The following is a 16,003-nucleotide window of genomic DNA, read 5'->3' as shown; positions in this document are numbered from 1 at the left end:
CCGTTTTCGCAGGCCTCAAATCAAGAGATGTAAGTGGATCGATATACAGCCCTTACACATTCTTACAGCAAGCAAAGTCCAAACTGACTAACTTTGAATCGCTCCAGCGTTGCATCGCATCAATCCGGCGATGTTGTGCTGTGGGCTTCCATGGCGCGTAGCGTCTCGTAGTACCTGTCTGCACGGGTTCCGTTCTGGGCTTGTGTCGACAGTTCAATGGATCGGCACACACGATCCACTCGCCTGTCCTGGCGGCGTAGCAACGGCCCGGGGCAAACGGCGCATAAAAATTGTTGGGGGACGTAGGCACTGAATCGTCCGAACGAGCTCATGCGCTCGCGCGGTGGGACAGTGCTGTCTGCGAATTAACAACCGCGACCGACGTTGGCGATCGCGGAAGGCCACCTATTACCCGGGAGCTCGCATGGACAACAATACTGACCGAAAGCCGACCGTGCCAACGCGGCTACCACCTGCGTCGCCACAGCAGCCGAAGCAGCCCCCGCCCCGCGACGCTGTCGCGAAGCAAAGCAGCCCGCTGAGCCTGCGGCCGGTCTGGCAGGCCATTCCGCGCCTTGCCAGCTATGGCATGGTGGGTTTCATCATCTGGATCATCCTCTCGGTGATGTTCCCCTACGTCTTCGTGCGCTCGTCGGAACGTGCGATCGTCAACAGCCCGGTCAGCCTTATCACCACGCCGGTGGAAGGCGTGGTCACGAAACAGTTGGTGCCGGTGGGTACCACCTTCACTGCCGGGCAGTCCCTGATGACGCTGCAGAATCCAAACATGGATCGCGCCTTGCTGATGGAGCTGACTGGCAAGAAGCTCGACAACGATAAACGGCTGGAAGCCGCCAAATCGAAGCTCGAAGGCAACCAGGCGCGCCTGGCCTCCACCAATGGCGACGTCAAGCGCTATACCTCGGTGGCCCAGCAACAGAACGACTCCCGTGTGCGTGGCATCGAGGCCCGCCTGAGCGCGGCACAGCAGCAGATCGATGCACAGGTCAATGTCGTCACGCGCAACGAAGCCATGCAGCAGGCAGGCGCCGTCAGCCAGGCGTTCACCGATGCATCGCGCAACCAGCTTGCCGTGCTAGGCGGACAGAAGGATGCGATCGAGGCCGAACTCAACGGTGCGCGCAGCAGCAGTGCCGCCACGCGCAACCGCGTCTATGCGTCGAACAACGACGGCGCCGTTGGCGCGCTCTCGCAGCGCTCCGACGAACTGAAGGCCGAAAACATCCAGTTGCAGGCCGAGATCAAGCAGCTTCAGGAATACGGCGCCGAAGTCGACAAGCTGGTAGACACCGAGCAGCAACGCCTGGACCGCGTGTCGAACCTCGACATCAAGGCCTACGCCGGCGGCGTCGTCGAAGACGTCCTGGCGCCACCGGGCACGCATGTGGCGGCCGGCGCCACGCTGATGCGCGCCACCAATTGCACGACGCCAAGCGTGGTGGCCGTATTCCCGCGCAGCCTGAGCAAGGATCTGCTGCCGGGTGCCCCGGTCACGGTCATGGTCGATGGCGTGGCCACGCCGCTGTCGGGCAAGGTCGCCGAAATCCTGCCGCGGGCACCCGATGGCGACCAGGCGCGCTACTTCGTGCCGTTCCCGCCCATCGAGAAAAACGAGCTGTACCTGATTGCGAAGCTGAACAAGCCGCTGCCTGACCTGCCCGGCGCAGGCAAGACAGACCGCTGCGCACTCGGCCACTGGGCCAAGGTCAGCCTTGACCGCCCGTGGTTTCGCCGGCTGATCTGATCGGAGCCGATCACACAGTCATTCACCCAACGCCCGCAGGAAGGAGACTACCGTGCAGCGTACTACCGCAGGAATGCCACACCGGGCCGCGCGCAAGCGGCTGATCGAAGCGCTGATGACAACCGTGCTCACCACGCCGCTGGCGCTGTCCGCCGCGCCGGCGGCTCCGGCCGACGCCGCACGCGATCAGATGCGCGATGCCGGCTGCCAGACGCTGACGCAACGCGTGGCCGCCATCCCGGGCAACGGGCCGGTCATGCTCGCCAGCTACGAACCCGCGCCGGGCGGCGAACCGCTGCTCGGCCCGCTCAAGGAGTCGGCCTTTGTCTATGACAACGCATTGGCCGGCATCGCGCTGATCGCGTGCGGCCAGAAGGATGCTGCCCGGCGCATTGCCGACGGGGTTGTGGCCGGCGTGACGCGCGACCGTCACTATCACGACGGCCGCATCCGCAACGCCTATCGCGCCGGCGCGATGCCTGCCGACGGCCCGGTGCCGATGCCGGGCTGGTGGGACGCCAAGGCCAACAAGTGGTTTGAAGACCGCTACCAAGTGGGCACCGCCACCGGCAACGTGGCATGGGCAGCGCTGCTGTTGCTGGCTGCCTACGATGCCACGCACTCGCCGCGCTATCTCGACACGGCCAGGACGATGATGGGCTGGGTCGACAAGGAGACGTACAACGCCGACGCGCCCGCCGCCTTTATCGGCGGGTACTTCGGCCACGAGCCGTCGCCGCAGCGCCAGGGCTGGAAGTCCACCGAGCACAACGTGGACACGTACGCGGTGTTTCGCTGGCTGTCGCGGTATGACAGCGATCCGCGCTGGAAAACCGGCGCCGAGCGTTCGCGCAAGTTTGTCGAGACGATGTGGCAGCCCGGCGAAGGCCGCTTTGCCATCGGTACGCGTGACGACGGCCGTTCGCTCAACGGCGGCCCCTCGGCACTCGATGCGTCGCTCTGGCCGCTGATCGCCATTCCCGACGCCGCCGGCAACTGGCAGCGCGCGCTGGCCTGGGCGCGGGCAAAACACGGCGTCAAGGGCGGCTATGGTTTCAACGCCGATCCGGACGGCATCTGGACCGAAGGCACCGGCCAGGCCGCACTGGTACTGCGCGCCACGGGCCGCGAGAGCGAAGCCGCGCCGCTCTGGCCGATCCTGACGTCGCAACGCGCGCCGTCGGGCATGCTGTTCGCCACGCCCGAGCAACGTGTGCGCACGGGGCTGCAGATCGGCCCCGATTCGAAGACCGACGACTTCTATTACTTTCACCTGCCCCACCTGGGCGCCACGGCCTGGGCCGTGCTTGCCGCCACCGGATGGAATCCGTTCCAGCCAGGCGGTTGCCGGGGCGCGAGCTGTGCCACGGTAACCCAGGCCGCGGCGTCGCCCGACAATCCACCCAAGGAGTAACGATGCTCGCCGCGAGTTTTGCAAGTTTCCTGGATAGCAGCATGCTCGTGCAGATCAATGCGGGCGCGCTGCTGGTGGCCGTGCTGTGTCTGCGCGGCAACCGGCACCGTGCCGCGGACCGATGGCTTTTTGGCCTGGCGGCGGCGGTCCTGCTGATCGTGTATTACATCTGGCGCGTCACCGAAACGCTGCCGGAATGGCGCATGGAGTTTCCAAGCATCTGGGCCCATGCGTTCCTGGGCTTCGAGACGCTGACGATCCTGTACACGCTGATCTCGATCATCACGCTCACACGCACCACCGACCATTCCGCCGCAGCCGATGCCGGCGAGCAGCGCCTGCGCGGCGACCGCGATGCCCCCGGCGTGGACATCTTCATCGCCACGTACAACGAGGGCCTGGACGTGCTGGAGAAGACCATCGTCGCGGCCAAGGCCATCGACTACCCGAATTTCCGCGTCTGGGTGCTCGACGACACCCGCCGCGACTGGCTCCGGGACTTCTGCCGCAAGGTGGGCGTGAACTATGTGACCCGGCCCGACAACGCCCACGCCAAGGCAGGCAACCTGAACAACGGCCTGTACCACAGCGCCCAGGGCGACGGCGGCGCACCGTACATCATGGTGCTCGATGCCGACTTTGCGCCCAACCGCAATATCCTGCTGCGCATCATCGGCCTGTTCGACGACCCGCGCGTGGGCGTGGTGCAGACGCCGCAGTTCTACTACAACGCCGACCCGATCCAGTACAACCTGCGCTCCACCGAATGCTGGGTGGATGAGCAGCGTGCGTTCTTCGACGTGATGCAGCCCGCCAAGGACGCCTGGGACACCGCGTTCTGCATCGGCACATCGTTCGTGGTGCGGCGCGAGGCGCTGGGCCATATCGGCGGGTTCCCCATCGGCACGGTGACCGAGGACATCCACCTGACCTACAAGCTGATGCCGTTCGGCTATGTCACCCGCTGGCTCAACGAGCGGCTGAGCGTGGGCCTGTCTGCCGAAGGACTGCCCGAGTACATCAGCCAGCGCAGCCGCTGGGGGCTGGGCACCATCCAGGTGGCGCTGACCGCCGACGGCCCCATGCGTGGCCGCGGCTACACACTGCGCCAGCGCCTGCACTACGTCCACGGCCTGCTGCACTGGCTCAGCCGCCCGTTCACGCTGATGCTGCTGGCGGGGCCGCTGCTCTACTGGTTCTTCAACGTGCCGACCCTCTATGGCGACCCGATGCAGTTCCTGGCCTACGGCGTCCCGGCGCTGCTGCTGTACTGGGCCTACAGCATCTGGATCACCGGGTCGCGGGCCATGCCGATCTTTACCGAGGTGACGCAGATCGTGGCGGCGATGGCCGTCACGGCCACGCTGGCGAGCGCCATGTTCAAGCCGTTCGGGCGGCCATTCAAGGTCACCAACAAGGGGCTGGACCGCTCGAAACTGACCGTGCATGGCAAGTTCGCGCTGCTCTACGGCGGGCTGTTCTTCCTGTCGGCCATGGGCCTGGCGCGCGCCGTGGCCGCCGATGGCAATGCGCCGGGCACCGTGTTCAACGTGGCCTGGACACTGGTGTCGATGGTGCTGTACCTGGCGTCGATGCTGGTCTGCTTCGAACTGCCGCGTCCACGCAAGGAGGAGCGTTTCCCGTTCCGCGTGGCCGGGCGCCTGCAGTTCTACGGCGCGGACGGGGTGTCGCGCGAGGTGGACGGCGTGACGCGCGATCTGTCCTGCAATGGCGTGGCCCTCGAATCGCATAGCGGCACGCGGGTGGAACCCGGTGCCGTGGGGGCCTTCTGGCTCGCGTCGCTGGGATGGGTGCCCTGCCGCGTGGCACGTACCGACGGCCAGCTGATTGGCATCTCGCTGGTTCCTGACATGGCGGCGCGGCACCGGTTGATCCGGCTGCTGTTCAGCGAGCCGCCACACAACATCGCGTATCGCGGCCTGCCTGGCACGGCCATCGTGCAACTGCTGCGCCGCGCGTTTACAGGTTGAATCACAAATGAAGACGATAACAATGCGCCTTTCCCCCGCACGCCTGCCGTCTCTGCGCTGGAGCGCCGGCATCCTGTTGCCCCTGGCACTGGCCGCCTGCACGCTCGAACCAAAGTACGAACGCCCGGATTCGCCCGTGCCCAACGCCTTCCCCGATGGTCCGGCCTATCAGACCACCCAGGGCGCCAATGGCGCGCCGCAATCACAGGTACCGGCCGCGAACCTTGGCTGGCAGGACTTCTTCACCGACGCGCGCCTGCGCCGGCTGATCGAACTCGGCCTGGCCAACAACCGCGACCTGCGCGTGGCCACACTATCGATCGACGAGGCCCGTGCGTACTACCGTATCCGGCGCGCGGCACAGTTCCCGGCCGTCGATGCCAACGTCGGCTTCAGCAGCACGCGTCTGACCGGCGACCTGCGCGCGCCGGGCCAGGACCCGGTGATCAACGCCTGGGGCGCCGGCGTGGGCTTTTCGTCGTTCGAACTCGACGTGTTCGGCCGCATCCGCAGCCTCAAGCACGAGGCCCTGGAGCAGTACCTGTCGATCGAGGAAGTGCGGCGCAGCACGCAGATCAGCCTGGTTGGCGAAATTGCCAATGCATATCTGACCTGGCAGGCCGACCAGCAACTGCTGAAGCTGTCGCAGGACACGCTCAAGATCCAGGAAGACGCCTCGGAGATGGTGCGCAAGAGCAAGGCGGCGGGCGGCATGGCCGCGATCGACCAGCACCGCACCCAGACCCAGGTGGAAACCGCGCGTGTCGACGTCGAGCAGTTCACGCGCCAGGTGGCGCAGGACGAAAACGCGCTGTCACTGCTGATTGGCGGACCAATTCCGGCCGACCTGCCGCCCGCCCAGCCGTTCGATGACAAGTCGTTTGTGGCGGAACTGCCGGCGGGCCTGCCTTCGCAATTGCTGGAACAGCGGCCGGACATCATGGCTGCCGAGCACCGCCTGAAGGCCGCCAACGCCAATATCGGGGCGGCCCGCGCGGCATTCTTCCCGCGGATTTCGCTGACCGCGGGGGTTGGCCTTGCCAGCACCACGCTGGCCGGGTTGTTTACGGGTGGCGCGGCCTGGGCCTTTGCGCCGCAGGTCACGTTGCCGATCTTCAATGCCGGCGCCAACCAGGCGAACCTCGATGCGTCGAAGGTCCGCAAGGAAATCAATGTCGCGCAGTACGAGCGCACCATCCAGGGCGCATTCCGCGAGGTGGCCGACGGTCTGGCCGCGCGCGGCACCTACGACCGCCAGACCGCTGCGCAGGCGTCGCTACAGAAGGAAGTGGCCGAGACACGGCGACTGGCCGAGATGCGCTTCAAGAACGGCGTGGACGACTATTTCCCGGTCTTTGATGCCCAGCGCCAGCAGTACGAGGCGCAGAAGAAGCTGGTGACGATCCAGCTGGCACGGCTGACCAGCCGGGCGCAGCTGTACAAGGCACTGGGCGGCGGCTGGTCGCAGCAGACCGTGACCAGCCAGCCGCCGGTGGCCGGCAAGCCCGCCCCGGCACGGGGTGCAGCGCCCCAGGCGGCTGCTCCGGCCGCACCTGCCGCAACGGCTGTCCCGTCGACGGCCAATACGCTGGTGGCACCCACCCGTGCGCCACAGGCCGCGGCACCGCAACAGCCGGCCCCTGCCGCACCTGTCCAGCCCGCGCGCGCGCCCCAGGCCGCAGCCCCTGCGCCAGCGCCAGCGCCAGCGCCCGCAGCACCGGCAACGCAGGCGGCCGCCCCGCTCACGCAGTCGCGCCCGCTCCAGCAGCCCGGGACGCCCGTCGCGCAACCTGCACCGGCGCCTCAGGCTCAGGCGCAGCCGCAACGCAAGACGCCGGATCCGGCCATTCCCGCCGACCTGAGAGCGGCACCCGACGTCACCGCCAAGCCCACTCCGCCGGGTCCGGCGGCGGCGCTGGCCGGTTCGGGATCGTAATAAGGCGGGATGGTTCGTTCCCCTCTCCCATTAACGGGAGAGGGGAACCAACCGATGGCAAATCAGCGCCATCGGTTGGCTCCCGACCCGTTCCCCGACTTCCCCGACTTCCCCGTCCTCGCCGTCCCCCTACCCCACAAACGCCCCCGGCACCGGATCTTCGCCAAGCGCGTGCAACAGCACGGCCCAGTGCATCGCCTCGTCGCCCAGGATGCTGCCCGCGGCCTTGCTCAGTTCACGGTTGTGGAAGCTCGGCAGCACGCCCAGATAGGCAGCCGTCGCGCCTTTTTCCAATCCGGCCGCAAAGCGCAGCACATCGGCCTGGGATTTCAGCGTCTGGGTCGGAAAACTGTATTCCCGGGTCGCCCTGGCCTTCACCGGGGTTCCGCCGAGCTTTTCCACGGTACCGGCCAGCACTTGCGCGTGCGCCTTGTGATGGGTCTGGAACTTGACCGCCGTATCGAGCACGGGCTTTTGCAGCAGGCCGCTTTCGGCGCCCACCTGATAGGCGGCGATGGCCTGGTATTCCAGGCCCAGCGCGGTATTCAGGATATTGATGTCGTCGCGCGTGCTGCCCGATTGCATCTGCCCCCACGCCGGCATGGCCTCGCCCAGTGCCACCGCCGCCAGCGTGCCCAGCGCAAAGGCGCCCGGCGCCATCAGCCAGCCACGGCGCATCAGGTCCGGCGCCAGCCGGGCATCGGCCAGGGCGGCATCGGCGGCGCCAGCCGGCGGCACGCGCGCGTTCGTTTTCGTTTCCATGGAAACCCTCCTTTGATCGGACGATGATCCACGCGGCCATGCGCGCCGCGTTACCGGCTTATACGCAGCATCCCGCCTTCCGGATGCAGGGGCGCTGCCTATAATCGGTACGTCACGCCATACACGGAGCCCCGTGTGGCCCTGCCCTCACCGCTGCCCGACGATCCAGACCCGCTCGAAACCCTGCTCGGGCGCGTAGCCATTGGCGACCGCCAGGCCTTGCGCGCGGTGTACGAGCTGTCCGCCCCGAAACTGTTCGGGCTGGCGCTGCGTATAACAGGCAAGCGGGATCTGGCGGAGGACGTGGTGCAGGAGAGTTTTGTCAGCATCTGGCACCACGCGGGCGACTACCGGCCACAACTGGCCGCGCCCATGACGTGGATGACCACCATCGTGCGCAACCGCGCGCTCGACGCCCTGCGCCGCACGGCCGCTGCGCGGCTGGGCGCCGCCACGCCGCTCGATGACGCGCCCGAGTGCGATCTGGCCGATGCCGCCGCCGGGCCCGCCGAACTGGCCCAGGCCAGCCAGCAGGCGCGCGCGCTGAACCGTTGCCTGCAGCGGCTGGAGCACGGCCAGCGCCAGGCCATCGTGCTGGCCTATCTGCAGGACATGAGTCATTCGGAACTGGCCGAACGCCTGCACACGCCGCTTGGCACCATCAAGTCGTGGATCCGGCGCGGCCTGGAACGCCTGCGCGCCTGCCTGGAGTCAGCCCCATGAATCTGGCGCGCAACCCGGACCTGCTTGACCGCATGGCGTCACAATACGCGCTTGGCGTGCTGCGTGGCGGCGCCCGCCGCCGCATGGAACAGCTGGCGCGGCAGGAACCCGCCGTGCATGCGGCCATTGCCCACTGGCAGCGGCGGCTGGCCGGCGTGGCGGAACTGCACGCGCCCGCCGTGCCCATCGAAGCGGTCTGGTGCGGCATCGAACGCCGCCTGGGGTGGAAAGCGGAAGACGCGTCAGGCCACGCATCCGCGAATGCACCCCACGACGCCGAGGCGCCTCCGGCCTGGTGGCACCGCTGGCATGGGCTGGCATTCTGGCGTGCCAGCGCGCTCATGTTCGCCACCGTCGCCGTGGTGGTCGTCGTCGGCAGCCTCGTACGCTGGCAGGCCACGCCGCCATCGCCGGGCGTGGTGGTGGCCGTGCTGCAGTCGCAGCATTCGCAGCCGGCCATGCTGGTGAGCTGGGACGCCCAGGGCCGCGCGCTGGTGGTGCGCCGGCTCGACGATCTGCCGCTGACGCCGCAACAGGCGCTGCAACTCTGGGCGCTGCCCCATGGCGGCAAGCCGATATCGCTGGGCGTGCTCGGCCATGCGCGCCAGGCCCGCCTGCCGCTCGATGCGTTGCCCGCCAATGTCGACGCCCTGGCCGTCAGCGTGGAACCGCCCGGCGGATCGCCCCAGCGCGATGCCCCAAGCGGGCCAGTGGTATTCCAGGGCGCGCTGCTCAAGGCCCCTGCCTGACACTCGTCACCGAAACTCCAGCAACAAATCCGACAACAGCCGTGGTTAACGCAAATTGACCATTTTTGTTATTTGCGTATCGTTTCGGCTGTGAAACGGACGCCTGCCCTCTGCGGATCAAGGATGGCGGCGTTCGCCACGGGGTCGCGACACCCTGGCCGACATCGGGCCAGTACGGGTATCGGTACAAAGACAAGACATCCGCATTTGCCGCGGGCTGTCCCGGCCAGGGCGGCGCCAGCAACGGCAGAGCGGGACAGGGAAAGACGGGACATGAAGAAGACAGGACTGACGCTCGCCATGGCGGGCCTCGTCGCCGCCTGTGGCGGCAGTGACAACACGACATCCACGGCCACGCCGCCCACGCAGAGCCCGGCCAGCTATTCGCTGGCCGTCCGCCCGCATCTGGGATCGATGATTCCGGGCGGCTCGATTTCGCTGCAGCCCTTGGCCGACCGCGACCCGCCGCTGCTCGCGCAGATTCCGGCCTCGGGCGATCCGCGATTCGAAATCCCGGAAGACCGCTGCGGCCCCGGCCTCGTCATGGTGGCTGGCGCGCCCGAAAACCAGTATTACAGCGAGGCGACCGGCAAGATCGAGGTGCTGCCCAAGACTGAAAAAATTCGCGCACTGATTCCGGACATCTGCGGCGGGAGCGCGCCAGTGCCAGTCAGCATTCTCGACGAAATGGTGTTGCACATGCCGGGGTGGTCGGACGCCTCGACGACAGCGTTCACCGAGATGATGACCGAGTTCCAGAAGCTCGCGGCCGAGCGCAAGTTCGCCACCCGCGACTATCGGGACAAGCTCGACGCCCAGATCGCGCTCATGACCGAACAGGCCCGCAAGATGCGCGAGGCCTCGGACCAGCAGCTGCTGGCGGCGCTGGGGGTGGGTGGCATCATGAAAAACGGCGTGATCGGGACACTGCCAACCGAGATCGGCCAGCCCAACACCACGCTGCCCTCCGATCCGAGTGGCCTGGCGGCGGCGATGATCGAGGCTGTCATGAAGCAGTATGGCAAGGTCAGCGGCGCTGCGATCAGCCCGGATGCCAACCTGATGGAACTGCTGGCGTCGATGCTGGCCCAATCGCTCGCCGCGCAGGGGGCCGCCGTACAGCAGGCCACGGCCGCGGCGCAGCTGAATGTGGTGCTGCCGCCCGCATCGCCCGCCAAATTCGACTTCGCGTCCGCCGCCGACGACGTGCGGGGCCGCACGATCCTTGGTGCGCGCGGCACGGCGCTGGCGCAGGATGTGGCTGGCATGCTGGATACCATGACGCAGCGGATGTCCGGCTTCGAGGAAGCGCGCAACGCACTGGCTGCCGCGCAGGCCCAGGCCCAGGCGCAGCAACCCGTTGCCAGCCCGGACCTGACCCTGACGCTACGCACGGCGCTGACACCGGTATTGTTGCGCGCCGAATCCCCCGACCGCCTGCGCAAGGCGGCGGCCGCAGGCGGCGCCAGTTTTGCCTGCACGGCCGGCGGCATCACGCGCGGCACGGTCGGCATTTCCTACAACGACGCCGATGGCAGCGGAACGCTGACCGCTGGCGACACGTTCCAGGCCCGCTACGACAATTGCGTGGTGGCCGAGCCGATCTCGGGCGTGACGCTGACCCGCAACGGTGTCATGAACCTGACCTACGATCCGCGCAGCGACACCGATATCCGGCTGCGCGCGAGCTTCGAAATGCTGTTCGGCAGCGGCGAATCGGACGCTTCCGGCACGCCGCAGTACGCTTACGGCGCCCACGGCAGCTGGAGCGACCGCGCCGCGTTCGGCTGGCCGGGCGACATACTGCCCGGTCAGTTGGGCAGCCGCTTGCCGGCCATGCTGGTGGAGGACGTCGCCGTAACGATCGAAAGTGCGGGCAGCGTGGCGTCGGTGCAGATGCAGACCGCCAGGCTCGACATGATCGGCCAGATTGCCGACGGCGGCGCAGGCCGCGCCGAATTCAGGAGCGGAGGCATGGCGGGCGGCACGTTCTATGGCAGCACGCTGCCGATGATCTTCGACCGTGGCAGCGACCTGCGGCTCACGATGGGCGACTTCTGGTTCAACCGCCAGGCCGAGATCGGCGGACAGCTCACGGCCGCCAGCGACGGGCGCATCAAGACCACCTTCACCCCCTTCGGCAGCACCACCGAAACCACCCGGACGCTGCCCTGGGCCACGATCGTTGCCACCTACCTGGCGCCCGCAGCCCAGCCTCGCTGACCTGCACCCCGGATCGCCGCCCGGCGATCCGCCTGCGGAGTCGTTGCGCCCCACGGGCCCGACTCCGCTAGAATCCACGCCAGAAACAATCCCCCAAGGTTTGCAGCGTGGCACTTCAGCAGGGCTTTATCCTGACCCGACACTGGCGCGATACCCCGGCCGGCACCGAGGTCGAGTTTTGGCTCGCCACGGACGACGGGCCGCGCCGGCTGCGCCTGCCCTGGCAGCCCTCCACCGCCTTTATCCCCGAAGCGCAACGCGCCACCGCCGAGGCCTTGCTGCAGGGCGAGCGCGACGTGGCGCTGCGTCCGCTGCAGTTGCAGGATTTCCAGCAGCGCCCGGTGCTGGGGCTCTACTGCCAGCAGCACCGGCAACTGATGCAGCTCGAACGGTCCCTGCGCGAAGCCGGGGTGGATGTCTACGAAGCCGATGTCCGCCCGCCCGAGCGCTACCTGATGGAACGCTTTATCACCGCGCCCGTCTGGTTCGACGGCGATCCCGGCGCTGACGGTGTGCTGCGCAATGCGCAGATGAAGCCGGCCGCCGACTATCGGCCCACGCTGCGCCTGGTCTCGCTCGACATCGAGACCAACGCGTTCGGCGACCTTTATTCGATTGCGCTGGAAGGCTGCGGCCAGCGGCAGGTCTACATGCTCGGACCTGCCCCGCAGAACGCCCCGGCCGATGCCGACTTTGCGCTCGAATACTGCGCCACGCGCCAGCAGCTGATCGAGCGGCTCAACGACTGGCTGGCCCGGCACGATCCCGACGCCATCATCGGCTGGAACCTGGTGCAGTTCGACCTGCGCGTGCTGCGCGAGCACGCCAAGCAATACCAGATGCCGCTGCGGCTGGGCCGGGGCGGCGCCGAATTGGAGTGGCGCGAGCACAACCGGCAGCAGCACTACTTTGCGGGTGCGGCGGGCCGGCTGGTGATCGATGGCATCGAAGCGCTGCGCTCGGCCACCTGGAGCTTCCCGTCGTTCAGTCTCGAAGCGGTGGCGCGCACGCTGCTGGGCGAAGGCAAGGCCATCGACAATCCGTACGACCGCATGGACGAGATCGACCGGATGTTCGCCGAAGACAAGCCGGCACTGGCGCGCTACAACCTGCGCGACTGCGAACTGGTAACGCGCATCTTCGAGGCCACCGAACTGCTGCACTTCCTGCTGGAGCGCGCCACGGTCACGGGGCTGCCCGCCGACCGCAGCGGCGGATCGGTGGCCGCGTTCACGCACCTGTACATGCCGCTGATGCATCGTCAGGGCTACGTGGCGCCGAATCTGGGCGACAAGGCGCCCGAGGCCAGTCCCGGCGGCTTTGTCATGGATTCCCGGCCGGGGCTGTATGAATCGGTGCTGGTGCTCGACTACAAGAGCCTGTATCCATCGATCATCCGCACGTTCCTGATCGACCCGATCGGGCTGGTCGAAGGCCTGGCGCATCCCGACGATGCCGATTCAGTGCCCGGCTTCCGCGGCGCGAGGTTTTCGCGCACGAAGCACTGCCTGCCAGCCATCGTGGCGCGCGTCTGGCAAGGCCGCGACGCGGCCAAGCGCGACAGGAACAAGCCGTTGTCGCAGGCGCTGAAGATCATCATGAACGCGTTCTACGGCGTGCTGGGGTCCAGCGGCTGCCGGTTTTTCGATCCCCGGCTGGCGTCGTCAATCACGATGCGCGGGCACGAGATCATGCGCCAGACCCGCCAGCTGATCGAGGCGCGCGGCTACGAGGTGATCTACGGCGACACCGACTCCACCTTTGTCTGGCTGCGCCGCGCCCGCACCGAGGACGACGCGGCGCAGATCGGGCGCAGCCTGGTGGCATACGTCAACGACTGGTGGCGCGACCACCTCTGGCAGACCTACGGGCTGGAAAGCGCGCTGGAGCTGCAGTTCGAAACGCACTTCCGGCGTTTCCTGATGCCGACCATCCGCGGCACCGACCAGGGCAGCAAGAAGCGCTACGCGGGCCAGGTGGTGCGCGCGGACGGCCAGGCCGAGATGGTGTTCAAGGGACTGGAGACGGTGCGTACCGACTGGTCGCCGCTGGCGCAACAGTTCCAGCAGACGCTGTACGCGAAGATCTTCAACCGCGAACCATACCAGGACTACGTGCGCGATACGGTACGGCGCACGCTGGCCGGCGAACTGGACGCGCTGCTGGTCTACCGCAAGCGGCTGCGCCGGCAACTGGACGAATACCAGCGCAATGTGCCGCCGCACGTGCGTGCCGCGCGCATTGCCGACGACTACAACGCGCGCCACGGGCGCCCCACGCAGTACCAGAACGGCGGCTGGATCAGCTACCTGATGACCATGGCCGGGCCCGAGCCGCTGGAAACGCGCGCCGCCCCGATCGACTATGACCACTACGTCACGCGCCAGCTGCAGCCGATCGCCGATGCCATCCTGCCGTTCCTGGACGATGATTTCGAGACCCTGCTGACCGGCCAGATGGCCCTGTTCCCGCAATAGTTGCGGGCAAGCAGGGTAATTGCTGCATCGCGGCGAGGCCGCAACCCGCTAGAATGGGCCGGATCTGCCGATAAGAGAATCCGAAGAGACTTCGCCCGCCGCACATGTCCGCCGCCTCGACCTCCCCAGCCCAGACGCCCTCCGCCCAACCCGCCGACGCCCCTCGTTCCAAGGCCATGCGCTTCGCCGCCAGCATGCTCGTGCTGCGCGACGGGCCCCAGGGCATGGAAATCCTGATGATGCGCCGCCCGCAGCGCGACGACGACCGCAGCGCCGGCGCGTTCGTGTTTCCGGGCGGGGTGCTCGATGCCCAGGACGCCGCGCTGCATCCGCTGTGCGCCGGTCTGGACGACGCCGCGGCCAGTGCGCGGCTGCAGGTGCCGGGCAATGGGCTGGACTACTACCTGTGCGCCGTGCGCGAGGCGTTCGAGGAAGCCAACCTGCTGTTTGCCTACGATGCCAGCGGCCGGATCGTGCGGCTTGACGACCTGGGCCCCGAAGTCCACCAGCAGCTGCGCGAGGCCGCCAGCTACGGCGGCAAGGGCCTGGCCCATGTGTGCGAGATGCTGGGGCTGCGGCTGGCGGTGGACCAACTGGCCTACTGCGCCTACTGGCTGACGCCGCCCGGCCTGCCCAAGCGCTTCGACACCCGCTTCTTCATGACCGTGCTGCCCGCCGGGCAGACCGCGATCCACGACGGCGTGGAGGCCGTGGAGCACCGCTGGATGCGTCCGGCCGATGTGGTCAACCCGGCCAACAACCTTACGCTGGTCAACGCCACGCGCAAGATCCTGCAGTCGATTGCCCATTTCGAGTCCGCGCAGGCATGTTTCGACTATGCCCGCCAGCAGCGCAATATCGCGCTGGTGATGCCGCGCCTGGCCCACGGCCCCAAGGGCCAGCGGCCCGTGATGCCCGAGGAGCCCAGCTACGCGGAGGTCGCCCGCATCGACCCCGACGGCGCGGGCCATGCGCGCTACGCGCTGGAACCGGGCCTGGCGGTGAAGCTGTCGGAGCGGGTCTGGCGCGTGACGGCCAACAACGGCAACGTGATGACCGGGCCAGGCACCAACACGTATTTCGTGGCCGGGGCCGACAACCAGTGGGCCGTCATCGATCCGGGCCCTGACGATGCCGCGCACTTTGCCGCCGTGATGGCCGCTGCGCCCGGCCCCGTGAAGTGGATCCTGGTCACGCACACCCATCTGGACCACTCGCCGGGGTCGGTGCGCATGCACGAGGCCACGTCCGCGCCAGTCTGGGGCCGCACCACCGATGTGGTGGATCGGCAGGACCAGACCTTCCGTCCCGACCACCAGCCCGAGCACGGCGACCGCATCGCGCTGGGCCCGCAGACCACGCTGCGCGTGATCCACACGCCGGGGCATGCGTCGAACCACCTGTGCTTCTTCCTGGAAGAAGAAAAGACCCTGTTCACGGGCGACCATGTGATGCAGGGTTCCACGGTGGTCATCAATCCGCCCGATGGCGACATGCGCGCCTATCTGGCATCGCTGCAGGCCTTGCTGAACGAGGATTTGGAATGGATCGCGCCGGGCCACGGCTTCCTGATGCCGCGCCCGCATGATGCGATCAGGCTGCTGATCCGCCACCGGATGCAACGCGAGGCCAAGGTCCTGAATGCGCTGCGCGCCCTGGCAGCAGCCGATGTCGGCACGCTGGTGGCCAGCGTCTACGACGACGTCCCCGTCACCAAGCACCCGATCGCCCAGCGGTCACTGATGGCCCACCTGCGCAAGCTGGAGGCCGATGGCGTGGCCGGCGAGGCCGAAGGGCTGTGGAAGCTGCTGTAGGACCGGAAGCGCCCGCCCTCTCCCCCGACCCCTCTCCCGCCGTGCGGGAGAGGGGAGAAAACCAAAGGCATATCAATCGCCGACGGTGTGCTCCCCTCTCCCGCCTTGCGGGAGAGGGGCCGGGGGAGAGGGCAGGCTTTCCAACCTGC

Annotated in this window: 10 protein-coding genes; 9 read left to right on the top strand and 1 reads right to left on the bottom strand. The window is 67.6% G+C overall.

The annotated features are described in order from the left end of the window. The first annotated feature begins 424 nt into the window (after positions 1 to 424). Genes A9J21_RS11215 through A9J21_RS11200 form a run of 4 tightly spaced genes read left to right on the top strand, consistent with a single transcriptional unit; the run spans position 425 to position 7,106 of the window. Complete coding sequence (locus tag A9J21_RS11215; RefSeq protein WP_066735565.1) at positions 425 to 1,765, top strand: HlyD family secretion protein; 1,341 nt, start codon at positions 425 to 427, stop codon at positions 1,763 to 1,765. 52 nt (positions 1,766 to 1,817) lie between these two features. Beyond that, positions 1,818 to 3,179 (top strand): hypothetical protein, encoded by a 1,362-nt coding sequence (locus A9J21_RS11210; RefSeq protein ID WP_404851368.1) that lies wholly within the window; start codon positions 1,818 to 1,820, stop codon positions 3,177 to 3,179. 2 nt (positions 3,180 to 3,181) lie between these two features. Next, entirely contained in the window at positions 3,182 to 5,170 is a 1,989-nt protein-coding gene (locus A9J21_RS11205) for a glycosyltransferase (RefSeq protein WP_066735561.1), read from the top strand. 22 nt (positions 5,171 to 5,192) lie between these two features. Continuing rightward, positions 5,193 to 7,106, top strand: coding sequence for an efflux transporter outer membrane subunit (locus A9J21_RS11200; protein WP_156545791.1), 1,914 nt, complete (start codon positions 5,193 to 5,195; stop codon positions 7,104 to 7,106). Positions 7,107 to 7,235: 129 nt separating this feature from the next. On the opposite strand, the gene A9J21_RS11195 is transcribed toward A9J21_RS11200, so the two are convergent. Further along, complete coding sequence (locus tag A9J21_RS11195) at positions 7,236 to 7,784, bottom strand: ferritin-like domain-containing protein (RefSeq protein WP_231906884.1); 549 nt, start codon at positions 7,782 to 7,784, stop codon at positions 7,236 to 7,238. A gap of 219 nt (positions 7,785 to 8,003) precedes the next feature. Here A9J21_RS11195 and A9J21_RS11190 point away from each other — a divergent pair, with 219 nt between their 5' ends. The 5 genes from A9J21_RS11190 to A9J21_RS11170 all read left to right on the top strand — a co-directional run bounded on the left by A9J21_RS11190 (position 8,004) and on the right by A9J21_RS11170 (position 15,854). Then, on the top strand, positions 8,004 to 8,591 hold the full coding sequence (locus A9J21_RS11190) for a sigma-70 family RNA polymerase sigma factor (RefSeq protein WP_066735555.1): 588 nt from the start codon (positions 8,004 to 8,006) through the stop codon (positions 8,589 to 8,591). Continuing rightward, on the top strand, positions 8,588 to 9,340 hold the full coding sequence (locus tag A9J21_RS11185) for an anti-sigma factor domain-containing protein (RefSeq protein ID WP_066735547.1): 753 nt from the start codon (positions 8,588 to 8,590) through the stop codon (positions 9,338 to 9,340). The genes A9J21_RS11190 and A9J21_RS11185 overlap by 4 nt, the downstream gene beginning before the upstream one ends. A 273-nt stretch (positions 9,341 to 9,613) precedes the next feature. Beyond that, a complete protein-coding gene (locus A9J21_RS11180) occupies positions 9,614 to 11,563 on the top strand; it encodes a hypothetical protein (protein ID WP_066735544.1) in 1,950 nt (649 codons plus the stop codon). A gap of 107 nt (positions 11,564 to 11,670) precedes the next feature. Then, entirely contained in the window at positions 11,671 to 14,040 is a 2,370-nt protein-coding gene (locus A9J21_RS11175) for a DNA polymerase II (RefSeq protein WP_066735542.1), read from the top strand. A gap of 176 nt (positions 14,041 to 14,216) precedes the next feature. Beyond that, positions 14,217 to 15,854, top strand: a complete 1,638-nt coding sequence (locus A9J21_RS11170) for an MBL fold metallo-hydrolase (protein ID WP_066735540.1) — start codon at positions 14,217 to 14,219, stop codon at positions 15,852 to 15,854. Positions 15,855 to 16,003 lie beyond the last annotated feature (149 nt).

Source organism: Cupriavidus sp. D384 (assembly GCF_001652915.1).
Classification (GTDB): Bacteria; Pseudomonadota; Gammaproteobacteria; order Burkholderiales; family Burkholderiaceae; genus Cupriavidus.
This window is presented reverse-complemented; position numbering and strand designations above follow the sequence as displayed.